General features: G+C 60.9%; 23 protein-coding genes. 14 read left to right on the top strand and 9 right to left on the bottom strand.

Annotated elements, in window-relative coordinates:
• Positions 1 to 18: 18 nt before the first annotated feature.
• On the bottom strand, positions 19 to 1,440 hold the full coding sequence (locus QRN10_RS16005; RefSeq protein ID WP_285428698.1) for an amino acid permease: 1,422 nt from the start codon (positions 1,438 to 1,440) through the stop codon (positions 19 to 21).
• Positions 1,441 to 2,075: 635 nt separating this feature from the next.
• On the opposite strand from QRN10_RS16005, the gene QRN10_RS16010 reads away from it, so the two are divergent.
• The gene (locus QRN10_RS16010) at positions 2,076 to 2,213 is read left to right on the top strand and encodes a hypothetical protein (RefSeq protein WP_034100099.1); all 138 of its coding nucleotides are present in this window, start codon (positions 2,076 to 2,078) and stop codon (positions 2,211 to 2,213) included.
• Positions 2,214 to 2,286: 73 nt separating this feature from the next.
• Positions 2,287 to 3,246 (top strand): CgnE/CgnB domain-containing protein, encoded by a 960-nt coding sequence (locus tag QRN10_RS16015; protein ID WP_181080090.1) that lies wholly within the window; start codon positions 2,287 to 2,289, stop codon positions 3,244 to 3,246.
• 99 nt (positions 3,247 to 3,345) lie between these two features.
• Here QRN10_RS16015 and rluB read toward each other — a convergent pair whose 3' ends face one another.
• The 5 genes from rluB to QRN10_RS16040 form a co-directional block, all read right to left on the bottom strand.
• Positions 3,346 to 4,554, bottom strand: a complete 1,209-nt coding sequence (gene rluB, locus QRN10_RS16020; RefSeq protein ID WP_181080089.1) for a 23S rRNA pseudouridine(2605) synthase RluB — start codon at positions 4,552 to 4,554, stop codon at positions 3,346 to 3,348.
• Positions 4,555 to 4,780: 226 nt separating this feature from the next.
• Positions 4,781 to 5,695: an SMC-Scp complex subunit ScpB gene (gene scpB, locus QRN10_RS16025; protein ID WP_181080088.1), complete on the bottom strand. Its 915-nt coding sequence runs from the start codon at positions 5,693 to 5,695 to the stop codon at positions 4,781 to 4,783.
• 12 nt (positions 5,696 to 5,707) lie between these two features.
• Positions 5,708 to 6,526: a segregation and condensation protein A gene (locus QRN10_RS16030; RefSeq protein ID WP_010208145.1), complete on the bottom strand. Its 819-nt coding sequence runs from the start codon at positions 6,524 to 6,526 to the stop codon at positions 5,708 to 5,710.
• On the bottom strand, positions 6,527 to 7,156 hold the full coding sequence (locus QRN10_RS16035) for an L-threonylcarbamoyladenylate synthase (protein ID WP_181080087.1): 630 nt from the start codon (positions 7,154 to 7,156) through the stop codon (positions 6,527 to 6,529).
• Positions 7,157 to 7,169: 13 nt separating this feature from the next.
• Positions 7,170 to 8,033 (bottom strand): PHP domain-containing protein, encoded by an 864-nt coding sequence (locus QRN10_RS16040; RefSeq protein ID WP_181080086.1) that lies wholly within the window; start codon positions 8,031 to 8,033, stop codon positions 7,170 to 7,172.
• Positions 8,034 to 8,120: 87 nt separating this feature from the next.
• Here QRN10_RS16040 and QRN10_RS16045 point away from each other — a divergent pair, with 87 nt between their 5' ends.
• The 4 genes from QRN10_RS16045 (at position 8,121) to QRN10_RS16060 (ending at position 10,218) form a co-directional block, all read left to right on the top strand.
• A complete protein-coding gene (locus QRN10_RS16045) occupies positions 8,121 to 8,717 on the top strand; it encodes a septation protein A (protein WP_040269290.1) in 597 nt (198 codons plus the stop codon).
• Position 8,718: 1 nt separating this feature from the next.
• Complete coding sequence (locus tag QRN10_RS16050) at positions 8,719 to 9,018, top strand: YciI family protein (RefSeq protein ID WP_285428699.1); 300 nt, start codon at positions 8,719 to 8,721, stop codon at positions 9,016 to 9,018.
• 107 nt (positions 9,019 to 9,125) lie between these two features.
• Positions 9,126 to 9,533 carry an SH3 domain-containing protein gene (locus QRN10_RS16055; RefSeq protein ID WP_181080083.1) on the top strand — a complete coding sequence of 136 codons (408 nt, stop codon included), beginning with the start codon at positions 9,126 to 9,128 and terminating at the stop codon, positions 9,531 to 9,533.
• 7 nt (positions 9,534 to 9,540) lie between these two features.
• A complete protein-coding gene (locus tag QRN10_RS16060) occupies positions 9,541 to 10,218 on the top strand; it encodes a response regulator transcription factor (protein WP_181080082.1) in 678 nt (225 codons plus the stop codon).
• Between the two features lie 46 nt (positions 10,219 to 10,264).
• On the opposite strand, the gene QRN10_RS16065 is transcribed toward QRN10_RS16060, so the two are convergent.
• Together QRN10_RS16065 and QRN10_RS16070 are read right to left on the bottom strand one after the other, a co-directional pair.
• Complete coding sequence (locus tag QRN10_RS16065; protein WP_181080081.1) at positions 10,265 to 10,681, bottom strand: hypothetical protein; 417 nt, start codon at positions 10,679 to 10,681, stop codon at positions 10,265 to 10,267.
• Entirely contained in the window at positions 10,678 to 11,160 is a 483-nt protein-coding gene (locus tag QRN10_RS16070; RefSeq protein WP_181080080.1) for an ImmA/IrrE family metallo-endopeptidase, read from the bottom strand. The genes QRN10_RS16065 and QRN10_RS16070 overlap by 4 nt, the downstream gene beginning before the upstream one ends.
• 340 nt (positions 11,161 to 11,500) lie before the next feature.
• On the opposite strand from QRN10_RS16070, the gene QRN10_RS16075 reads away from it, so the two are divergent.
• The 3 genes from QRN10_RS16075 (at position 11,501) to QRN10_RS16085 (ending at position 14,764) form a co-directional block, all read left to right on the top strand.
• On the top strand, positions 11,501 to 11,965 hold the full coding sequence (locus tag QRN10_RS16075; protein ID WP_181080079.1) for an LTXXQ domain protein: 465 nt from the start codon (positions 11,501 to 11,503) through the stop codon (positions 11,963 to 11,965).
• 67 nt (positions 11,966 to 12,032) lie between these two features.
• The gene (locus tag QRN10_RS16080; RefSeq protein ID WP_285428701.1) at positions 12,033 to 13,379 is read left to right on the top strand and encodes a sensor histidine kinase; all 1,347 of its coding nucleotides are present in this window, start codon (positions 12,033 to 12,035) and stop codon (positions 13,377 to 13,379) included.
• 35 nt (positions 13,380 to 13,414) lie between these two features.
• Complete coding sequence (locus tag QRN10_RS16085) at positions 13,415 to 14,764, top strand: CoA transferase (RefSeq protein ID WP_285428702.1); 1,350 nt, start codon at positions 13,415 to 13,417, stop codon at positions 14,762 to 14,764.
• A gap of 27 nt (positions 14,765 to 14,791) precedes the next feature.
• Here the strand turns inward: QRN10_RS16085 and arcD (QRN10_RS16090) are convergent, their stop codons facing one another.
• A complete protein-coding gene (gene arcD / locus QRN10_RS16090; RefSeq protein WP_253509137.1) occupies positions 14,792 to 16,219 on the bottom strand; it encodes an arginine-ornithine antiporter in 1,428 nt (475 codons plus the stop codon).
• Between the two features lie 446 nt (positions 16,220 to 16,665).
• Between arcD (QRN10_RS16090) and arcD (QRN10_RS16095) the strand changes: the two genes are divergently transcribed.
• The 5 genes from arcD (QRN10_RS16095) to QRN10_RS16115 all read left to right on the top strand — a co-directional run bounded on the left by arcD (QRN10_RS16095) (position 16,666) and on the right by QRN10_RS16115 (position 21,852).
• Entirely contained in the window at positions 16,666 to 18,093 is a 1,428-nt protein-coding gene (arcD, locus tag QRN10_RS16095) for an arginine-ornithine antiporter (protein ID WP_181080075.1), read from the top strand.
• 24 nt (positions 18,094 to 18,117) lie between these two features.
• A complete protein-coding gene (gene arcA, locus QRN10_RS16100) occupies positions 18,118 to 19,374 on the top strand; it encodes an arginine deiminase (protein ID WP_253509139.1) in 1,257 nt (418 codons plus the stop codon).
• A gap of 68 nt (positions 19,375 to 19,442) precedes the next feature.
• Positions 19,443 to 20,453, top strand: a complete 1,011-nt coding sequence (locus tag QRN10_RS16105) for an ornithine carbamoyltransferase (RefSeq protein WP_034100131.1) — start codon at positions 19,443 to 19,445, stop codon at positions 20,451 to 20,453.
• An 88-nt stretch (positions 20,454 to 20,541) separates the two neighbouring features.
• The gene (gene arcC, locus QRN10_RS16110; RefSeq protein ID WP_181080073.1) at positions 20,542 to 21,471 is read left to right on the top strand and encodes a carbamate kinase; all 930 of its coding nucleotides are present in this window, start codon (positions 20,542 to 20,544) and stop codon (positions 21,469 to 21,471) included.
• A gap of 18 nt (positions 21,472 to 21,489) precedes the next feature.
• Positions 21,490 to 21,852, top strand: coding sequence for a DUF5064 family protein (locus QRN10_RS16115; RefSeq protein WP_181080072.1), 363 nt, complete (start codon positions 21,490 to 21,492; stop codon positions 21,850 to 21,852).
• Positions 21,853 to 21,860: the final 8 nt, after the last annotated feature.

Below are 21,860 nucleotides of genomic sequence, written 5' to 3' on the forward strand. Positions count from 1 at the left end.
ACAGCCCGCATATTTTGCTTACTTTAACGCCGCTCCCGCCGTCGCCAACACCGCTTCAGCACTGCGCTTATTCTTGATCCAATAACACACCGCCATAAACGCCACCCACACCGGGATCGCGTACACCGACACCTGAATCCCCGGGATCATCAGCATGATCACCAGGATAAACACCACGAACGCCAGGCACACATAGTTGCCGTACGGGTACCACAGCGCCTTGAACAGCGGCATCTGGCCAGTGCGGTTCATGTGCTGGCGGAACTTGAGGTGGGAAAAGCTGATCATCGCCCAGTTGATCACCAGCGTGGCTACCACCAGCGACATCAGCAGCTCCAACGCGTGTTGCGGGATGAAGTAGTTCATCAGCACCGCCACCAGGGTCACCGCCGCCGAGGCGAGGATCGAACGCACCGGCACGCCGCGCTTGTCGATCCTGGCCAGGGCCTTGGGCGCATCGCCTTGCTCGGCCATGCCCAGCAGCATGCGGCTGTTGCAGTAGGTGCCGCTGTTGTACACCGACAACGCCGCCGTCAACACCACGAAGTTGAGGATGTGTGCCGCGGTGTTGCTGCCCAGCATCGAGAACACCTGCACGAAGGGGCTGCCGCTGTAGGCGTCGCCGGACGCATTCAGCGTGGCCAGCAGGCTGTCCCACGGCGTCAGCGACAACAGCACCACCAGGGCGCCGATGTAGAAAATCAGGATGCGATAGATCACCTGATTGATCGCCTTGGGGATCACGGTGCGTGGCTGATCGGCTTCGGCAGCGGTGAAACCGAGCATTTCCAGTCCGCCGAAGGAGAACATGATGATCGCCATGGCCATCACCAACCCGCCGACGCCATGGGGGAAGAACCCACCGTGGTCCCACAGGTTACTGACCGATGCCTGCGGGCCGCCGCTGCCGCTCACGAGCAGATAGCTGCCCAAAGCAATCATGCCGACAATTGCCACGACCTTGATAATGGCAAACCAGAACTCGGCTTCGCCGAACACTTTGACATTGGCCAGGTTGATTAGGTTGATCAGCACGAAAAACGCCGCCGCCGAGACCCAGGTTGGAATCTCCGGCCACCAGTAATGCACGTATTTGCCGACAGCCGTCAGCTCGGACATGCCCACCAGAATGTACAGAATCCAGCAGTTCCAGCCCGACAGAAAGCCGGCGAAACCGCCCCAGTACTTGTGGGCAAAATGGCTGAAGGAACCGGCGACCGGCTCTTCCACGATCATTTCGCCGAGCTGGCGCATGATCATGAACGCAATGAAGCCGCAGATGGCATAACCCAGGATCATCGACGGCCCGGCGGATTTAAGCACGCCGGCCGAGCCCAAAAACAGGCCGGTGCCGATGGCGCCGCCCAGGGCGATCAACTGGATATGACGGTTTTTCAGGCCACGTTTCAGTTCGCCTGAAGAGGAATGGGGTCCACTCATGGAAAAGGTCTCACGCAAGGTTTGATGATGTTGAATGCACGTTGCTGCGTTGAATCTCTGCTCAAGCAGCGCCGCTCAAACCCCAGCGCAGGCACCAGGAGTACAGCGTTTTTCTAATGGTCATGCGTCACCTGTTTGTTTTTATCTGTGACGAAATCGAACCCGTCCGGCTCGTGGCCAGGCGGAGTGATCAGGGTGGGTGAACCCTGAGGTCTTGGCCTTTTGCGTAGGCACGCAATGGGCGTCACAGTAAAACGCGCGCATTGTACACGGCTCGACAGCCTGCGGCGGCCATCGCCTGACACGTGCGACGATCTGTCAGGCATTCCTTACAGGGTAAGAATGTTCAATATTGTCTCGATCAATACGTAAATTAATCGTTACAGCACGGAAATTCTGCGTTACAGCTGTAAATTTAATAGAAATTGACGGTAGGAAATTTCCTCAGAATTGGTAATCGCAGCCTTTTGAATTTTCTCAAAAAAACAATCACGCAAAAAATCAGAACAAAAAATCCAAATGAAACCGTGTCAATAAATTTTTTGCATTCTGAAACACCCTCACCTAGGTTTCCCACTTGCCCAGCGATGCCGCTGGCAAGCCGTTCTCAAACAACGTCCTCTAGGAGATACACCATGCAAGTACTGGAAAACGACCTGGAAACCGAACTGCAACTCGACGATTGGTTTGAAGCGCCGACCCATGAGGCCGCCGTTGAAATGATGCAAGCCGACGCCGTTGTGCCGTTTGGCACCGCGATGTGGCCTTTCTAAGCCTCGACAGGCATCCGGCAGGTGCTGTGCACGGCACCTGCTTCCTTACCCAAGGCATACAAGGACACCCGTCATGGACAAGGCCCGCGCCGTCGAACATTTTCTCTACTACCTCGCCCATCACCCGGCCCTTAACGGCGTGAACTGCCCGACCGTGCTGCTGGGCCACACCGAACGCTACGACGCCATCGCACAGGCCATCACCCAAGGCAGCGCCGGCCGCTTCAATTTCCAAGTGCAGCGCCTGGACTTGACCGCCAGCGATGCCCTGGCCCAGGCCATCGACGCCTGTGACCTGTACCTGTTTCTGTACGACTCTTCCACGCTGCCCAACCCACGCGCAGAAGGCCCGGATTTTATTCGCGCCTTGCAAGACGTGATGGCTGAGCATTGGAAGAAGTCCCTGCTGTTCAAGGATTACGGCGACTATTTCTACGATACCTTCAGTGTCGAGCCCCAGCGCATCGCCGATCTCAATGCCACGCTGATCCGGCGTATGGGCCAGGCCAACGTGCTGAGCTTTACCGACAAGCACGGCTCACGCCTTGAAGCGCCGCTGAGCAGCATCAAGAAGTGGACGAATATTAACGGCGTCGGCAACCACGACCTGGCGCCCGGCGAGATTGCCACCCACAGTGAGGCGATCAATGGCCAGGTGCGATTCATCGGCACCTTTCTCAGCACCATCCCTTTTGCGCGCAAATACGGCGTGCTGCAATCGCCCCTGGAGCTGTGGATCGAGAACTCGACCATCTGCAGCGTGGCCAGCGACGTGCCGGGGCTGGCGGATGACTTCAACAAATACCTCAACGCCAACCCGTCCAACCGCCGTGTGGAGGAACTGGGGATCGGCACCAATGAAGGCGTCAAGGACCTCTACGCGCGCAATGCCGGTTTCGAGGAGCGCCATTGCGGTCTGCATCTGGGCCTGGGGGGTGGGCAGAAAGGCAGCCATCACCTGGATTTGATCTTTGCCAGCGGGGTGTTGGCGCTGGATGACAAACCCGTGTTCGATGGCAGGTTTGCGTTCTAGCGCCAGCTGCAAGTCGCAAGCCACAAGCAAAAAAAAGCGCCAACCCGTAAGGGCTAGCGCTTCTTCTTACAGCTTGCAGCTAAAAACTTACCGCTGCCCTTAAGGCTTCTTACGACCAAACCCTGGACGCTGGCCGGAACCGGCCGGGGCGCCGCGACGCTTGCCCGACGGCTCGTCCGCCACCAGTTTAGGGCCGGGGCGCTTGTTCGCTGCCGGCTTGGCTGGGCGCTTGGTGCTGGCGCTGTCGGCCGGGCGATCGGCTTCACCACGGTTGCTGCGACCGCCGGCCGGGGCTGGCCGCGGAGTGCGTGGTGCACGCTCGCCTTCCTGGCGCGACGGTGCGGTCGGGCGACGCTCGCCTTCGATCTGCGGCTCGCGGGAGATACGCCCACCGGTCGCCGGTGCATTGAGCGCCGGGCGCAGGGTGCGCGCCACACGTTCGGTACGCGCCACCGGACGCGACGATTTACGCTGCATACGCTCAAGCTTGTCTTTGCTCTTGGCGTTCATCTGCGGCATCGCCACCGGGGTCAGGCCGACTTCGGCGCTGAGAATATCGACTTCGTACTGGCTCATTTCGCGCCAGCGGCCCATCGGCAGGTCGGAGTTCAGGAACACCGGGCCGAAACGCACGCGCTTGAGGCGGCTGACCACCAGGCCCTGGGACTCCCACAGGCGACGTACTTCACGGTTACGGCCTTCCATTACCACGCAGTGGTACCAGTGGTTGAAACCTTCGCCGCCCGGAGCCTGCTTGATGTCGGTGAACTTGGCCGGGCCATCTTCCAGCACCACGCCGGCCTTGAGGCGTTCGATCATTTCGTCGTCGACTTCGCCACGCACACGCACGGCGTACTCACGGTCCATCTCGTAGGACGGGTGCATCAGGCGGTTGGCCAGCTCACCGTCGGTGGTGAACATCAGCAGGCCGGTGGTGTTGATGTCGAGACGACCGATGTTGATCCAGCGGCCTTCTTTGGGCTTGGGCATCTTGTCGAACACGGTCGGACGGCCTTCCGGGTCGTCACGGGTGCAGATCTCGCCATCGGGCTTGTTGTACATGATCACGCGGCGCACCGATTCGGCGGCCTCTTCACGCTTGATGACCTTGCCATCAATGGTGATTGCGTCGTGCAGGTCGACGCGCTGGCCAAGGGTGGCCTCGACGCCGTTGACCTTGATGCGCTTCTGGGTGATCCAGGCTTCGACGTCACGGCGCGAGCCCACGCCGATACGCGCCAGCACCTTCTGCAGTTTTTCGCCTGCTGGGCCGATTTCCTGACTGTCGTTCTGGTCTTTGTCGTTCATCTTAAGCACCTCCCGGTGGGTCGATTCAGGCGTGGCCTGAAGGGTATTGAAAGCGGGGCTTTGGCCGAATAGCTCGGCAAAGGGTCGCGAATCATACGCGCATGGCGCGCATTGCGCATCAGAGACTAGTCGATTAGCGCCAGGTCATTTGCTTTTCCGCCGACCGGTGATGCCCAAAGCACCAGAGAACCGATGCGGGAGGGGGTTGCACCCACATTGGACCGTGTCAGTCTTCGAGCTGGCGGCGTTCGTTCTCGATGGCTTCGGCCAGGGCTCGGGCTTCGTCTTCTTCGTCGCTCAGGGGCGGCTGTTCGAGGGCGGCGACGGCGGCCAGGAGTTTTTCACGGGCTTGTGCCACGCCAAGGATATCTTCCTCAGGTTCAGGCTCGACCTCCACGCTCATCCGGGTTTCCGGCTCGGCCGCCCCATCACGCAGCAAATCATCAAAGTCGGTCTTGATGCCCTGCTCCATGTCGTCCAGTTCCAGCAGCAAGGTATGGAAACTGGTCTCGTCCTTCGGCTCTTCCGGCTCGGCCGTGGCATCGGCCAGTTCCTGCAAACTCGCGGGCACCGGTGCGTCGTCGAAATCCAGAACCGGTTCGGCCTCCATTTCGCGCAATTCGGCAAGCGGCGGAAGGTCGTCGAGATTCTTCAGGTTGAAATGGTCCAGGAACACCTTGGTGGTGGCGAACATCGCCGGTTTTCCCGGTACGTCGCGGTAGCCGACGATGCGAATCCACTCACGCTCCAGCAATGTCTTGACGATATGGCTGTTGACTGCCACGCCGCGCACATCCTCGATCTCGCCACGGGTAATCGGCTGCCGATAGGCGATCAACGCCATGGTTTCCAGCATCGCCCTCGAGTAGCGCTGCGGGCGCTCTTCCCACAATCGGCCAACCCAGGGGGAAAATTTCTCACGGATCTGCAAGCGATAACCCGACGCCACTTCGCGCAGTTCAAAGGCACGGCCGTCGCAGGATTTGCGCAGAATTTCCAGGGCCTTCTTGAACACCGGCGGCTCGGGGCGTTCGGCCTCTTCAAACAGTTCGAACAGGCGCTCCAGGGACTGCGGCTTACCCGAGGCCAGGAGAAAGGCCTCCAGCAGCGGCGCCAGTTCGCGGGGTTCAGTCAGATTCATCGTTTCAGCTCTTTATTCGGCTCGCGCCCGCACGTGGATAGCCGCAAAAGGCTCATTCTGGACCAGCTCGACCAAGGATTCCTTGACCAGTTCAAGGATCGCCATAAAGGTCACCACCACCCCCAGGCGCCCTTCTTCAGCGGTGAACAGCTCGACAAACGGCACGAAACCGCCGCCTTTAAGGCGTTCCAGCACATCGCTCATGCGTTCGCGGGTAGACAGCGCTTCGCGGCTGACCTGGTGGCTTTCAAACATGTCGCCACGGCGCAGCACCTCGGCCATGGACATCAGCAATTCCTCCAGGCTCACGTCCGGCAACAGCTTGCGCGCGCGGGCCTCGGGTGCGTCGAGCTTGGGCACCACCACGTCGCGGCCGACGCGGCTCAAACCGTCGATGCCCTCGGCGGCGGCCTTGAAGCGTTCGTACTCCTGCAGACGTCGGATCAGTTCGGCGCGCGGGTCATCCTCTTCGGCCTCCACTGTCTCCGAACGCGGCAGCAACATGCGCGATTTGATCTCGGCGAGCATGGCGGCCATCACCAGGTACTCGGCCGCCAGTTCCAGGCGCACCGACTGCATCAGCTCGACATAGCCCATGTACTGGCGGGTGATTTCCGCCACGGGGATATCGAGAATATTAATGTTCTGCTTGCGAATCAGGTACAGCAGCAAGTCCAGCGGGCCTTCGAACGCTTCCAGGAACACTTCCAGCGCATCCGGCGGGATGTACAGGTCCAGCGGCATTTCCATGACCGCCTGGCCGTAGACCATGGCGAACGGCAGTTCCTGCTGGGCGCCTGCCTGGGGATCGACGGTTTCCACGGCCGACATTCAGGCCTCGGCCATGAAGGGCGCGGGGTCGCCGCAGCCGATCCGGATCACTTCCGGCTCGCCGTCTGCCAGATTGATCACGGTGGACGCCTTGGCGCCGCCGAAACCGCCGTCGATGATCAGGTCCACCTGTTTTTCCAGGAGCTGACGCATCTCGTACGGATCTTCCAGCGGCTCGGTCTCACCGGGCATGATCAGCGATACGCTCATCAGTGGCTCCCCCAGCTCGGCCAGCAGCGCCAGGGCAATCGGATGTTCCGGCACGCGAAGGCCGATGGTGCGCTTCTTGGGGTGCAGCAGCAGGCGCGGCACTTCGCGGGTAGCGTTGAGAATAAAGGTGTAAGGCCCCGGCGTGTGCGCCTTGAGCAGTCGAAACGTGCCGGTATCGACCTTGGCGAACAGGCCCAGTTGGGACAGGTCGCTGCAGATCAGCGCAAAGTTGTGCTTGTCGTCCAGCTGACGCAGGCGTCTGACACGCTCGACTGCGCTTTTGTCGCCGATCTGGCAACCGATCGCGTAGGACGAATCCGTTGGATAGATCACTACGCCGCCGGCGCGAATGATCTCCACGGCCTGTTTAATCAGGCGTGGCTGGGGGTTTTCCGGATGAATCTGGAAGAATTGACTCACGTGCTCTACCTGTTCAGACGGTGGCAATAATGGGGTCATGCTTGAATCGCCCCCACAAGAGCGGCAAATCTTCCGGGACGGGCCGATATTCGCCAATCTCGGACCAGCCGCCTGGGCCATGAAAATCACTGCCGGCACTGACCAGCAGACCAAATTCGCGGGCAAGAATCGCCAGGCTGCCGACCTGTTCGGCGGGTTGATGCCCGTTGACCACTTCGATGGCGTGGCCTCCCGCTCCAATATAGTCGCCAATCAGTTTGCGACGTTTGCTGCGGGTGAAATCATAATGCCAGGGATGCGCCAGGCTGACCCAGGCACCGGAGGCCCGCAGTGTGTCGACGGTGTCCTCCAGGGTTGGCCAGTGTTGCTTGACGTCACCCAGCTTACCGGCGCCCAGCCATTTACGAAAAGCTTCGGCCCGGTCTCGCACAAACCCTTCGCGCACCATCCAGTCCGCAAAATGCGGACGGGCCGGTGCGTTGCCGCTGTCGCCCAGTTCCTGCTGGATGGCTCGCGCACCGTCGAGGGCGTTAGGCATGCCTTTAAGGCTGAGCTTGCGGCTTATTTCTTCGGACCGCAGCCAGCGCCCATCGTGCAAATCGGCGATGGCCTTGACCAGCGGCGCGGCCTGCTGATCGAAACCGTAGCCCAGTACATGAATAGTGGCGCCACCCCAGGTGCAGGACAATTCCACGCCGTTGACCAGTTGCATGCCCAGGGCCTGGGCCGCCGCGCGGGCTTCGTCGAGGCCTTCAAGGGTGTCGTGGTCGGTCAACGCCAGGACTCGCACCCCGTGCTCATATGCCCGCGCAACCAGTACCGCGGGCGCCAGGGCGCCGTCGGAGGCCGTGCTGTGGCAGTGCAAATCAACATTCACGGGGGTGTGTAACCTCAAGTCAGGTGGCGCTTTCGCTGCCAAGGATGTTTGTTATTATGCCGACACATCCAGCTTCTGGCTCTTACTGTGAAACAATTCATCGACTTCATCCCGCTGTTGCTGTTTTTCATCGTTTACAAACTCGACCCCAGGGTCATCGATATCGCCGGCCATGAGCTGACCGTCGGAGGCATCTACAGCGCCACCGCAGTACTGATCATCAGCTCCATTGTGGTCTACGGCGCCCTCTTCATCTCCCAGCGCAAACTGGAAAAAAGCCAATGGCTGACCCTGGTCGCGTGCCTGGTCTTCGGCAGCCTGACCCTGGCGTTCCACAGCGAAACCTTCTTGAAATGGAAAGCCCCGGTGGTGAATTGGCTGTTCGCCCTGGCGTTCATCGGCAGCCACTTCATCGGCGATCGGCTGCTGATCAAGCGGATCATGGGCCATGCGCTGACCCTGCCGGAGCCGGTCTGGACCCGCTTGAACGTGGCGTGGATTGCGTTTTTCATCTTCTGTGGGGCCGCCAACCTGTTTGTGGCCTTCACATTCCAGGATTACTGGGTCGACTTCAAAGTGTTCGGCAGCCTGGGCATGACCGTGCTGTTCCTGATCGGCCAGGGCATCTACCTGTCGCGCCATCTGCATGACACCGACCCCACCACGCCGAAAACCGAGGACTGACATGCTCTACGCCATCATTGCCACCGATGTTGCCCGCTCCCTGGAAAAACGCATGTCCGTGCGCCCGGCCCATGTCGAACGCCTCAAGCAACTGCAGGCCGAAGGGCGTATGGTGCTGGCCGGCCCGCACCCGGCCATCGAGAGCAATGACCCAGGCGAGGCCGGTTTTACCGGCAGCCTGATCGTCGCCGAGTTCCCAACCCTGGCTGAAGCCAGGGCCTGGGCCGACGCCGACCCATACGTCGCGGCGGGCGTCTATGACAGCGTGGTGATCAAGCCTTTCAAGCAAGTCCTGCCTTAACCTGCAGGCGTGCCGAACCTATTGCGTTCGGCACACTCCTAATTGCTCATTATTCCCGGTAACCTGCCGACAACTTTCTGAATATTCGTGTGGAATCAGGAGTTCCGATGCGCTTACGTCAGTTGTGTCTGTTGGCAGTGTTAATGATCGGGGCCAAGGCCCACGCGGAAGACCCCTCAAACACCGGCGGCTCCACGCCTTTGTCCTTGAGTGCCGGCGCCCAGATCACCGAGTTGCAGCAACGCTTGAAAGACAGCGAACGGCAGCGTGAAGAACTGAGCAAGCAACTGCAAAGCGCGGATGCGACCCGCGAAAGCGCCCAACTGAGCCGCCTTCGCCAAGAGAACCAACGCCTGGCCCAGCAACTCAAAGACGCACAGGGCGGCGGCTTGACCCGATGGCTGACCGAGCAACAACAGTGGTTTGTCACCGGCGGCGCCGTCGCTCTGATTGCCCTGTTGTGCGGGATCTTCGCCAGCGGCGGGCACCGGCGTCGTCGACAATGGCTAAATTGAGTGAGTCATGAGCGAGCTGTTACTGATAGATGATGACCAGGAGCTCTGCGAGCTGCTGACCAGTTGGTTGAGCCAGGAAGGCTTCCAGGTGCGTGCGTGTCACGATGGCCTGAGTGCGCGCAAGGCCTTGGCCGACAGCGCCCCGGCTGCCGTGGTGCTGGACGTGATGCTGCCCGACGGCAGCGGCCTGGAGTTGCTCAAGCAGTTACGCACCGACCACCCGGAGTTGCCGGTGCTGATGCTTTCGGCACGTGGCGAACCGCTGGACCGCATCCTCGGCCTGGAGCTGGGCGCCGATGATTATCTGGCCAAACCCTGCGACCCTCGGGAACTGACTGCACGCCTGCGCGCTGTGCTGCGCCGCAGTCACCCGGCCGCCGTGTCGACCCAGCTCGAACTGGGCGACCTGTGTTTCAGCCCGGTGCGCGGCGTGGTCAGCATCGATGAACAGGAATTCACCCTCACCGTTTCCGAGAGCCGCCTGCTCGAAGCCCTGCTTCGCCAGCCCGGCGAGCCGTTGGACAAACAGGAACTGGCGCAGATCGCCCTGGGCCGCAAGCTCACCCTGTACGACCGCAGCCTGGATATGCACGTGAGCAACCTGCGCAAAAAGATCGGCCCGCACCCTGATGGCCGGCCACGCATCGTGGCATTGCGCAGCCGTGGCTATTACTACAGCCTGTAGATTAAAAAGCCCGGCATGTTGGCCGGGCATTTACTCACTGTTCATCTCAATTGTTTTTCATCGCGTCCGTAGTAGCTTTTATTATTGCCTTGGCAGCCTCGACGCTGATGGGCAACGGTGCCTGTAAATCATCCTGGTCAGCTTTGGGCCGATGATGGAAATAGCGCAACAGTGCAATAAGCAGCAGCGTAGGCACTGTAGAGAGGGACACGATGATCGGAATATCTCCCGCGCTGTGCGGGCGAACGGCGGCGAAGAAATACCAGACACCGGCTGAGATTCGAATATTCCCAAGAAAGACGAAGCCCAGCAGCGCCAGGTAAAACAATAGGATTAACGCGACAGTCACATTGGTCAGGCGCTTTTCCCACCTGAACCGCCAGGCTTCTCTTCTCAAATAGTCACTGATCAGGCCAGGATTATCAGCCTCGCCGCCAGACAGATCGTCGCTGCTATCAATCATAAAAGCCCAATCGCCTTGAGCCGGAACTCCATCGCAGCCGTAGAGACCCCGAACGCACTGGCCAACTTTGCGATATCGGTGATTCGCTGCTCAATGACCATATGTTTGACCAATGCCGCCGGCATCAGGAGCGCTGCGGCAAAGCGGTTGGCCGCCACTTCCCTGGGGTCCCGCGACTTGGCGCTGAACTGCTCCGAGGTGTCTCGCGGCGCGTCCAGGTCGCCATATACGTGGTGGCCGATCTCATGCGCAATAGTGAAACGTTGCCTGACCGGAGCGTCCATGAAGTTATAGGTAATCAGCGGGTTGCCACCGCGAAAAGAATAATGCCCGCTTTCAGTGGCACGCCACTTTTCGGGCTCATCCGGGGTAAGCGCCTCAACTTCTATTCCCATCGCCTCGGCAATGTTCTTTGGACTTACCGGCAAGCGACCATCCCAGTGAGCGCGCAGGACGTCGTCTGCAGTTCTGTACTCCATACGCCTCCCTTATAAGTTTAGAACTCAACATTTTGGTGGGTTGAATTGAGGGCAAATGTTGCATAGGGCCAAGCCCTCGTCAAATTGTAGTTGACACAAGTACAAGCATTCGTTCCTGCAATATTTAGTTTAACTGTATATACATACAGCTAAGGCGCCGAAGTATGCCCGTATTCATGACGAACGTGGCAGCGCTGTTACAAAAGAGCACGCTTAAGTTATGTCAGCGCCCATCGTATGGCTCTTTACCGAAGCTTTACCCACACCTGACCGCCGCTGACCTTGGTCTGCGTAACCTACTCACATCCGGATTCACCGGAATAGAGACAGGAGAATCACCATGCGCAAGACCCTTATCGCTTTGATGTTCGCCGCAGCCCTGCCCACTGTCGCCATGGCCATGCCGGAAGGCCCGACACCAGGCCCGATGGGCGGCCCTGAAGGCCACATGATGGGTGGCCCGGGTCACGGCGAACACGGTCCGCGCGGCAAAGGCGGTCCGTTCAGCCAACTGGACCTGAGCAAAGAACAGCGTGAGCAGATCGGCAAGCTGATGGGCGATCAATGGCACGCTCGCAAGGATCTGGTCAAAAAGTACCTGGCCAAACTCCCGGCCGCCGACCAGAAAGCCATGCAGGATGAAATCGATGCCGGGCGTCAGAAAACCCAGGCCGATATCCGTAACCTGCTCAAGCCCGACCAGCAGAAGAAGTACGACGAGATCGTCAAGAAACAAGCCGAGCGTCGGGCCGAGTGGCAGCAATTCCAGGCCTGGAAAGCGCAACAGCCGCAAAAAGCGCAATAATGCTCTGGCGTTAATCTCCCAGCCCAGTGGCCCACGCCACTGGGCTTTTCCTGTTTGAGGGTGTCCTGTGCGTTCATTGTTCTGGCGGATCCTGGCGAGTTTCTGGCTGGCCATCGCCCTGGTTGCCGGTTTGTCGATCCTGCTGGGGCACATGCTCAATCAGGATGCATGGATTCTCAGCCGCCACCCTGGCCTCAACAACCTGGCCCAGGAGTGGACTCAACTCTACGAGGCCCAGGGCGAGGACGCGGCCCAGGAGTTGCTGCAGCAACGCAAGCGCCAGTATCACATTGATGTGCAAGTGCTGAACGAAAGCGGCGACCCGGTGGTGCGCGGCACCTTTCCGCGTCGCGCCGCGGCGTTCGAAGCCCGGCAAAACGACAGCAAGGACGGCCACCTGCCCTGGCGCCGCCTGACCGCCGAGTACACCAGCGACAAAACCGGCGACACCTATTTGCTGATCTACCGCATTCCTCATCCGGAACTCGACGAATGGCATCGCAGCAGCCTGGCCTGGCCCTTGAGCGCCCTGGCCATCGCCCTGGTGGTGCTGACGCTGTTCAGCCTGTTCGTCACCTTGTCCATTACCCGTCCGCTCAGCCGCCTGCGCGGCGCGGTACACGACCTGGGCCAGGCCACCTACCAACAGAACAGCCTGGCGCGCCTGGCCAATCGGCGCGATGAATTCGGCGTATTAGCCACCGACTTCAACCGTATGGGCGCCCGCCTGCAAAGCCTGATCGGCAGCCAGCGCCAGTTGTTGCGCGACGTGTCCCACGAACTGCGCTCGCCCCTGGCGCGTCTGCGTATCGCCCTGGCCCTGGCCGAACGCGCCAGCCCCGAAGAACGCGAGCGACTCTGGCCGCGCCTGACGCGCGAATGCGACCGCCTGGAGGCGCTGATCAGCGAGATTCTGGTATTGGCCCGCGTTGACGCCGACAACGCCAGCGCCGAAGAGGTGGACCTCAACACGTTGCTCAAAACCTTGCAAAAAGATGCCCAGCTCAGCGCACCCGACCAAGTGGTACGCCTGACCACCGACGCCGACCTGCACCTCAAGGGCTGGCCGACCATGATCGAGCGGGCGGTGGATAACCTGCTGCGCAATGCCCAGCGCTTCAACCCTGCGGGCCAGCCCATCGAATTACAGGCCCAGCGTCAGGGTGAGCGCATTGTGATCAGCGTGCGCGACCACGGCCCCGGGGTTGATGCCGAACACCTGAGCCAACTGGGCGAGCCGTTCTACCGCGCCCCAGGCCAGACCGCCCAGGGCCACGGGCTGGGCCTGGCGATCGCACGGCGAGCGGCGGAACGCCACGGCGGCAGCCTGGAGCTGGCCAATCACCCGACCGGCGGCTTTATCGCCAGCCTCGACCTGCCGCTGCAACCCGGGGTTGTCACACCCGCCGGCTGATCTTCTATAGTGGTCCTTCTCCCGGAGGGCCTTTGATGACTGACCTGCTGACTTCCATCCAAGCCGCGCTCGATCTACCGCAAACGCCGCTGCCTCTGACCGGCGCCGGCGCCCTGCCCTCGGCCTTCGCCGTGACCGACCTGGCCTGCGCCAGCCTCGGCGCCGCCGGCCAGGCCGTGGCCGAGCTGATCCGGCAACAGACCGGCCGCCTGCCCGACGTCAGCGTGGACCGACGTCTGGCGTCCTGGTGGTTCTCGTCCTCACTGCGCCCGCTGGGCTGGCATGTGCCGCCGCTGTGGGACCCGGTGGCCGGCGATTACGCCAGCGCCGACGGCTGGATTCGTCTGCACACCAACGCGCCCCATCACCGTGCCGCCGCCGAGCAGGTGCTGGGCCAGGTCCGTGATCGCACCGAGATGGACGGCAAGGTCGCCGCCTGGAAGGCCGCGGAACTGGAGCAGGCAATGGTCGAGGCCGGCGGTTGTGCCGCGCAGATGCGTACCGGGTCGGCCTGGCAGCAACATCCCCAAGGGCAGGCGGTGAATGCCGAGGCGCTGGTGCAGCGTCAGACGTTTGCGGCCACCACGGCCAAACCCTGGCGCGGCTCGGTGGCCCGCCCGCTGGCAGGGCTCAAGGTGCTGGACCTGACCCGCGTCCTGGCCGGCCCGGTGGCCAGTCGCTTCCTGGCCGGGCTGGGGGCGGATGTGCTGCGCATCGACTCGCCGACCTGGGACGAACCGGGTGTGGTGCCGGAAATGACCCTGGGCAGACGCTGCGCGCGGCTGGATTTGAAAACCCAGGATGGTCGGCAGCTGTTCGAAGCCTTACTCAAGGACGCCGACCTTTTGTTCCACGGTTATCGCGCCGACGCCCTCGAACGCTTGGGCTACAGCGCCGACAGCCTGCAACGCCTGGCCCCCGGCCTGATCGACGTGAGCCTTAACGCCTATGGCTGGAGCGGCCCATGGCGCAACCGCCGCGGCTTCGACAGCCTGGTGCAGATGAGCTGCGGCATCGCCGAGGCGGGCATGGCCTGGCAACAGGCGGACAAACCGCTGCCGTTGCCAGTGCAGGCGCTGGACCACGGCACCGGCTACCTCATGGCCGCCAGCGCGCTGCAGGCATTGCGCGAACGCTTGCAGTCCGGACGTGGTGGATCGGTGCGCTTGTCCCTGGCGCGTACGGCAAAGCTGCTGATGGAAGCAGGGCAAGTGCCGCAGGAACCGGCGCTGAGGCCCGAGGAGCCAGGCGACCTGGGGCTGCTGGTCGAACACACCCATTGGGGCCCGGCGCACCGGCTGCTGCCCCCCGTGAGCATCAACGGCACACCGCTACAATGGGATCGGCCGGCCGTAGAATTGGGTTCACATCGGCCACAGTGGTGATCGACCGTCCAGGCGTACGGCTGCCCGTCACAATGACAATACCCCGCTGTATAACCCGTATGCCGCCAGGCCCGCGCCGGCGATCACGCAGCTGAAAATGCCTTTTTCCACATGGGTAAACAACGGTAGAGCCTGTTCGCGCTTGGCCAGGGCGAACAGGATCACACCGGGCGCATAGAGCAACGCCGACAACAGCAGGTACTTCAGACCTCCGGCATACAGCAGCCAGATCGCATAACCGAGGGCAATCAGGCCGATAAGCAAGTCTTTGAGGCGCTCGCGGGGCGCGTCTTGATAGGTCTCGCCGCGCCCGCTCAGCAACACTGCGTACGCCGCCGACCACAGGTACGGCACCAGAATCATCGAAGAAGCCAGGTAGATCAGCTTGGTGTAGGTGCTGTGGGAAAACAGCGTGATCACCAGGAATGCCTGGATCATCAGGTTGGTCAGCCACAGCGCGTTGACCGGCACCTGGTTGGCGTTTTCCTTTTTGAGGAACGCCGGCATGGTCTTGTCATGGGCCGTGGCGTACAGAATTTCCGCGCACAACAGTGCCCAGGACAGCAACGCACCGAGCAGCGACACTGCCAGCCCGACGCTGATCAACAGCGCGCCCCACGGCCCGACGATGCGCTCAAGCACCCCGGCCAGCGACGGGTTCTGCAGCCCCGCCAACTCCGGCTGGCTCATGATACCCAGGGACAGCACATTCACCAGCACTAACAGCGCCAGCACGCCGAGAAAACCGATCACCGTGGCTCGCCCTACGTCGGCACGTTTCTCGGCCCGCGCCGAATACACGCTGGCGCCTTCAATGCCGATAAACACAAACACGGTGACCAGCATCATGTTGCGCACCTGCTCCACCACCCCGCCGATCTGCGGGTTGCCCAGGCCCCAGATATCCCGGGTGAACACGTCAGCCTTGAACGCCACGGCGGCGATCACGATAAACATCAGCAGCGGGACGATTTTCGCGATGGTGGTGATCTGGTTGATGAACGCCGCTTCCTTGATGCCGCGCAGCACTAGGAAATGCACAGCCCACAGCAACAACGAAGCGCAGCCGATGGCCACCGGGGTGTTGCCCTGACCGAAGGCCGGGAAGAAATAGCCGAGGGTGCTGAACAGCAAGACGAAGTAGCCGACGTTACCCATCCAGGCGCTGATCCAGTAACCCCAGGCCGATGAGAAGCCCATGTAGTCGCCAAAGCCGGCCTTGGCGTAGGCATACACCCCGGAGTCCAGCTCCGGTTTGCGGTTGGCCAGGGTCTGGAACACGAAGGCCAGGGTCAGCATGCCCACGGCAGTGATCGCCCAGCCGATCAACACCGCGCCCACTTCGGCACGTGCCGCCATGTTCTGCGGCAACGAGAAAATTCCCCCACCGATCATGGACCCCACCACCAGCGCGATCAGGCCGCTGAGGCGAAGTTTCTCGCTTGTTTGAGACATGAGTACTCCTGACTGAATAACCACTTGAGTCGACAACTGTGCACCCAACTTAATTTAACTAAGCGAGTGTAGCGCTTGTTTACGGCGCCACTATTTCGCCATGCTCATAACGCAAGCGCATGACAGATGTTCGAGTTTAGGCTTATTTAGAATTTAAATACGGCGCACACTTTAAATCATTGCGCGCTTGTTCGCGGTCAGCGTCGAAAAAGTTTGCACATTTGGCAATCCCGTCTAGCTTCAAACCCCATGCCTTGCACTAAATGATTAATTCCAACGCACAAAGCGCTCTGGAACAAGCCTCTGCGGGAAAATCCGTGCGTACAGGGTCGCCGTTAAGTCATTAATTCGCAATGGAATGTGCCAATGAAGTGATCTGAGTCAGCTGTTTGATCAGCTTACGGATTTATTCTGTGGCCTCTCTTCTCCTGCATTGGAGTCATGCAATGTCTGAATCTCCCGGAAAACTTCGATTAGGCGCCCTGGTTGCACTTGTCGTCGGTTCGATGATCGGCGGCGGCATCTTTTCACTGCCGCAAAACATGGCCGCGAGCGCCGATGTGGGCGCGGTATTGATCGGCTGGGTCATTACCGCGATCGGCATGCTGACCCTGGCATTCGTGTTCCAGACCCTGGCCAATCGCAAGCCCGACCTCGACGGCGGCGTGTACGCCTACGCCAAGGCCGGGTTTGGCGACTACATGGGCTTCTCATCGGCCTGGGGTTATTGGATCAGCGCCTGGCTGGGTAACGTCGGCTACTTCGTGCTGTTATTCAGCACCCTGGGCTATTTCTTTCCGATCTTCGGCGAAGGCAATACGCCAGCGGCGGTGATCGGCGCCTCGGTGTTGCTGTGGGCCGTGCATTTCCTGGTGCTGCGCGGCATCAAGGAAGCGGCGTTCATCAACCTGGTGACCACCGTCGCCAAGGTGGTGCCGCTGGTGCTGTTCGTGTTGATCGCCCTGTTCGCGTTCAAGCTGGACATCTTCACCGCTGACATCTGGGGCGTGAAAAACCCGGACCTGGGCAGTGTGATGAACCAGGTGCGCAACATGATGCTGGTCACCGTATGGGTGTTCATCGGCATCGAGGGCGCGAGCATCTTCTCGGCACGCGCTGAAAAACGCAGTGACGTGGGCAAGGCCACCGTGATCGGGTTCATCACGGTGCTGTTGTTCCTGATGCTGGTGAACGTGCTGTCCCTGGGCATCATGACCCAACCGGAACTGGCCAAGCTGCAGAACCCATCGATGGCCGCTGTGCTGGAGCACGTGGTCGGCCACTGGGGCGCGGTGTTGATCAGCGTCGGCCTGATTATCTCGCTGCTGGGCGCGTTGCTGTCATGGGTGCTGCTGTGCGCGGAGATCATGTTCGCCGCCGCCAAGGACCACACCATGCCGGCGTTCCTGCGCAAGGAAAACGCCAACCACGTGCCGACCAACGCACTGTGGCTGACCAACGCCATGGTCCAGCTGTTCCTGGTAATCACACTGTTTTCCGCCAGTACGTACCTCTCGCTGATCTACCTCGCCACCTCGATGATCCTGGTGCCTTACCTGTGGTCGGCGGCCTACGCGCTGCTGCTGGCGGTGCGTGGCGAGACCTACGAAAACGCCCTGGCCGAGCGCAAAAAAGACCTGTTCATCGGCGCCGTCGCGCTGATCTACGCGATCTGGCTGCTCTACGCCGGCGGCATCAAGTACCTGCTGCTGTCCGCCCTGCTCTATGCGCCCGGCGCGATTCTGTTCGCCAAGGCCAAGCATGAACTGGGCAAACCGATTTTCACCAACGTCGAGAAGCTGATTTTCGCCGCGGTAGTCATAGGCGCCCTGGTGGCTGCCTACGGGCTCTACGACGGCTTCCTGACCTTGTAATTGTTGTTCATTGGAGGATCTGAAATGACCACGGAAAAAGTGAAGTACGGCGTCCACTCCGAAGCCGGCAAACTGCGCAAAGTCATGGTGTGCTCCCCCGGTTTGGCCCACCAGCGGCTGACCCCCAACAACTGCGATGAACTGCTGTTCGATGACGTGCTGTGGGTGGCGCAGGCCAAGCGCGACCATTTCGATTTCGTCACCAAGATGCGCGAGCGGGACATTGATGTGCTGGAAATGCACAACCTGCTGACCGATATCGTCGCCCTCCCCGAGGCGCTGGACTGGATCCTGGCGCGCAAGATCACCGCCAACACGGTAGGCCTGGGCCTGGTCGATGAAGTCGGCTCCTGGCTGCGCAGCCTGGAGCCGCGCAAAATCGCCGAGTTCCTGATCGGCGGCGTGTCGGCCGATGACCTGCCGAGCAGCTTCGGTGGCCGCACCATCGAGATGTTCCGCGAATTCCTCGGCCACTCCAGCTTCATCCTGCCGCCGCTGCCCAACACTCAGTTCACCCGCGACACCACCTGCTGGATCTACGGCGGCGTGACCCTCAACCCGATGTACTGGCCGGCGCGACGTCAGGAAACCCTGCTGACCAGCGCCATCTACAAATTCCACCCCGAGTTCACCAACGCCGACTTCCAGATCTGGTACGGCGACCCTGACCAGGAGCATGGCGCCGCCACGCTTGAAGGCGGTGACGTGATGCCGATCGGCAATGGCGTGGTATTGATCGGCATGGGCGAGCGCTCGTCCCACCAGGCCATCGGCCAGCTGGCGCGCAACCTGTTCAAGAACAACGCCGTGGAGCGCGTGATCGTCGCCGGCCTGCCGAAGTCCCGCGCAGCGATGCACCTGGACACCGTGTTCAGCTTCTGCGACCGCGACCTGGTCACCGTCTTCCCCGAAGTGGTCAATCAGATCGTGCCGTTTACCCTGCGTCCTGACGAGAGCAAGCCGCACGGTATCGATATCCAGCGGGAAAAAACCAACTTCGTCGAGACCGTGGCCGCGGCGCTCAACCTCAAGGCCCTGCGCGTGGTCGAGACCGGCGGCAACAGCTTTGCCGCCGAGCGCGAGCAGTGGGACGACGGCAACAACGTGGTGGCCGTGGAGCCGGGCGTGGTAATCGGCTACGACCGCAACACCTACACCAATACCCTGCTGCGCAAGGCCGGCGTGGAAGTCATCACCATCAGCGCCGGTGAACTCGGCCGTGGCCGTGGCGGCGGCCACTGCATGACCTGCCCGATCATCCGCGACCCAATCGACTACTAATTTCAAGCCATGGCCGCCGCTCATAAGGCGCCGGCCATGGGGATAACCTAAACAGAAGGAGATCCATCATGGCTTTCAATATGCGCAACCGCAGCCTGCTGTCGCTGATGCACCACACCACCCGTGAGCTGCATTACCTGCTGGACCTGTCCCGCGACCTCAAGCGCGCCAAGTACACCGGCACTGAGCGTCCGCACCTGCAAGGCAAGAACATCGCGCTGATTTTCGAAAAAACCTCCACCCGCACCCGCTGCGCGTTCGAAGTGGCGGCCCATGACCAGGGCGCGCACGTCACCTACATCGACCCCGTGTCGTCGCAGATCGGCCACAAAGAAAGCATGAAAGACACCGCGCGCGTGCTTGGCCGGATGTTCGATGCCATCGAGTACCGTGGCTTCGAACAGGAAATCGTCGAAGAACTGGCCAAGTTTGCCGGCGTGCCGGTGTTCAACGGCCTCACCGCCGAGTTCCACCCCACCCAAATGATCGCCGACACACTGACCATGCGCGAACATAGCGACAAACCGCTGCATGACATCAGCTACGCCTACCTGGGCGACGCGCGCTACAACATGGGCAACTCGCTGCTGATGATCGGCGCCAAGCTCGGCATGGACGTGCGCATCGGCGCGCCGAAGGCCCTGTGGCCGCACGAAGATTTCATCAAGCAGTGCCAGGCTTTCGCTGAAGAAAGTGGCGCACGCATCACCATCACCGAAGACCCCAAAGAAGCCGTGAAAGGCGTGGACTTCATCCACACCGATATCTGGGTGTCCATGGGCGAACCGGTGGAAGCGTGGGACGAGCGCATCGAGCAACTGCTGCCGTACCAGGTCAACGCCCAGATGATGAAAGCCTCGGGCAACCCTCGGGTGAAATTCATGCACTGCCTGCCGGCGTTCCACAACAGCGAAACCAAGGTCGGCAAAGACATCGCCGCGCGCTACCCGAACCTGGCCAATGGTGTGGAGGTGACCGAAGAGGTGTTCGAGTCGCCGGCCAACATCGCCTTTGAGCAGGCGGAAAACCGCATGCACACCATCAAGGCGATTCTGGTATCGGCGCTGGCGGATATCTAAAGGCTACACGGGTGAAGTGTGGGAGGGGCCTGCCCCCGCCCACATTGGTCCTGTGTTCGCAACATCGAACTTTGGAAGGACATTCTTTATGCGCATCGTCGTAGCCCTGGGCGGTAACGCCCTGCTCCGCCGTGGTGAACCCATGACCGCGGACAACCAACGCGCCAATATCCGCATCGCCACCGAACAGATCGCCAAGATCCACCCCGGCAACGAGCTGGTGATCGCCCACGGCAATGGCCCGCAGGTCGGCCTGCTGTCGTTGCAGGCGGCGGCCTACACCAGCGTCTCGCCCTACCCGCTGGACGTGCTGGGCGCCGAGACCGAAGGCATGATCGGCTACATCATCGAACAGGAGCTGGGCAACCTGCTGGACTTTGAAGTGCCGTTCGCCACCCTGCTCACCCAGGTGGAAGTCGACGCCAACGACCCGGCGTTCAAGCACCCCACCAAGCCCATCGGCCCCGTGTATTCCAAGGACGAAGCGGAAAAACTCGCCGCTGAAAAAGGCTGGGCGATTGCCCCGGACGGCGATAAATACCGCCGCGTGGTCGCCAGCCCACGCCCCAAACGCATCTTTGAAATTCGCCCGATCAAGTGGCTGCTGGAAAAAAGCGCCATCGTGATCTGCGCCGGCGGCGGCGGCATCCCGACGATGTATGGCGAAGACGGCAAACTGCAGGGCATCGAGGCCGTGATCGACAAAGACCTGTGCTCGTCGCTGCTGGCCACACAACTGGACGCGGACTTGCTGGTGATCGCCACCGACGTCAACGCAGCCTTTATCGATTATGGCAAGCCGACCCAGAAGGCCATCGGCCAGGCCCACCCCGACGACATGGAAAAACTCGGCTTCGCCGCCGGCTCCATGGGGCCCAAGGTACAGGCCGCCTGCGAGTTCGCCCGCCGCACTGGCAAAACCGCCGTGATCGGTTCACTCTCGGACATCGAAGCCATCGTCCAGGGCACCGCCGGTACGCGCATCAGCACGGCGACACCTGGCATCACCTATCTGTGAAGTAGAGGAGATTCGCCTATGGCTACCTTTGAACCGGGACACTTGCACGTCGAACGCCACGCGTTGAACAAGGATGACTACAGCTACAACCTGTGCATCGATTACGAAGTCAGCCAGGACCCAAAGGAAGGTAAGGGCATGCTGTTCAAACTGCACGGTTCGGTCCAGGGCCAGGACCTCAAGGAAGAGTTCTTTTTGCCCAAAGACCAGGCCTTCGACTTTGCCCGGCATGCGATGAACATTGCGCAGAAATATGGGATGCCGAAGATGGCCGTACTCAATGGCTCAATGCACAAGCAGTACGACCTGATGTTCGAGGACGTGCGGCATCAGTTGGACGTGAAATCGGGCGATCCGGTCAAACCCGAACACCTGGGATAATCCGGTCG

The organism is Pseudomonas sp. lyk4-R2A-8, from assembly GCF_030209095.1.
Lineage (GTDB): Bacteria > Pseudomonadota > Gammaproteobacteria > Pseudomonadales > Pseudomonadaceae > Aquipseudomonas > Aquipseudomonas quebecensis.

What these genes read in the sequence shown, in the direction of transcription:
- QRN10_RS16005 (WP_285428698.1), bottom strand. Translation starts at nt 1,440, where the DNA reads ATGAGTGGACCCCATTCCTCTTCAGGCGAACTGAAACGTGGCCTGAAA.
- QRN10_RS16010 (WP_034100099.1), top strand. Translation starts at nt 2,076, where the DNA reads ATGCAAGTACTGGAAAACGACCTGGAAACCGAACTGCAACTCGACGAT.
- QRN10_RS16015 (WP_181080090.1), top strand. Translation starts at nt 2,287, where the DNA reads ATGGACAAGGCCCGCGCCGTCGAACATTTTCTCTACTACCTCGCCCAT.
- rluB (WP_181080089.1), bottom strand. Translation starts at nt 4,554, where the DNA reads ATGAACGACAAAGACCAGAACGACAGTCAGGAAATCGGCCCAGCAGGC.
- scpB (WP_181080088.1), bottom strand. Translation starts at nt 5,695, where the DNA reads ATGAATCTGACTGAACCCCGCGAACTGGCGCCGCTGCTGGAGGCCTTT.
- QRN10_RS16030 (WP_010208145.1), bottom strand. Translation starts at nt 6,526, where the DNA reads ATGTCGGCCGTGGAAACCGTCGATCCCCAGGCAGGCGCCCAGCAGGAA.
- QRN10_RS16050 (WP_285428699.1), top strand. Translation starts at nt 8,719, where the DNA reads ATGCTCTACGCCATCATTGCCACCGATGTTGCCCGCTCCCTGGAAAAA.
- QRN10_RS16055 (WP_181080083.1), top strand. Translation starts at nt 9,126, where the DNA reads ATGCGCTTACGTCAGTTGTGTCTGTTGGCAGTGTTAATGATCGGGGCC.
- QRN10_RS16060 (WP_181080082.1), top strand. Translation starts at nt 9,541, where the DNA reads ATGAGCGAGCTGTTACTGATAGATGATGACCAGGAGCTCTGCGAGCTG.
- QRN10_RS16065 (WP_181080081.1), bottom strand. Translation starts at nt 10,681, where the DNA reads ATGATTGATAGCAGCGACGATCTGTCTGGCGGCGAGGCTGATAATCCT.
- QRN10_RS16070 (WP_181080080.1), bottom strand. Translation starts at nt 11,160, where the DNA reads ATGGAGTACAGAACTGCAGACGACGTCCTGCGCGCTCACTGGGATGGT.
- QRN10_RS16075 (WP_181080079.1), top strand. Translation starts at nt 11,501, where the DNA reads ATGCGCAAGACCCTTATCGCTTTGATGTTCGCCGCAGCCCTGCCCACT.
- QRN10_RS16085 (WP_285428702.1), top strand. Translation starts at nt 13,415, where the DNA reads ATGACTGACCTGCTGACTTCCATCCAAGCCGCGCTCGATCTACCGCAA.
- arcD (WP_253509137.1), bottom strand. Translation starts at nt 16,219, where the DNA reads ATGTCTCAAACAAGCGAGAAACTTCGCCTCAGCGGCCTGATCGCGCTG.
- arcD (WP_181080075.1), top strand. Translation starts at nt 16,666, where the DNA reads ATGTCTGAATCTCCCGGAAAACTTCGATTAGGCGCCCTGGTTGCACTT.
- arcA (WP_253509139.1), top strand. Translation starts at nt 18,118, where the DNA reads ATGACCACGGAAAAAGTGAAGTACGGCGTCCACTCCGAAGCCGGCAAA.
- QRN10_RS16105 (WP_034100131.1), top strand. Translation starts at nt 19,443, where the DNA reads ATGGCTTTCAATATGCGCAACCGCAGCCTGCTGTCGCTGATGCACCAC.
- arcC (WP_181080073.1), top strand. Translation starts at nt 20,542, where the DNA reads ATGCGCATCGTCGTAGCCCTGGGCGGTAACGCCCTGCTCCGCCGTGGT.
- QRN10_RS16115 (WP_181080072.1), top strand. Translation starts at nt 21,490, where the DNA reads ATGGCTACCTTTGAACCGGGACACTTGCACGTCGAACGCCACGCGTTG.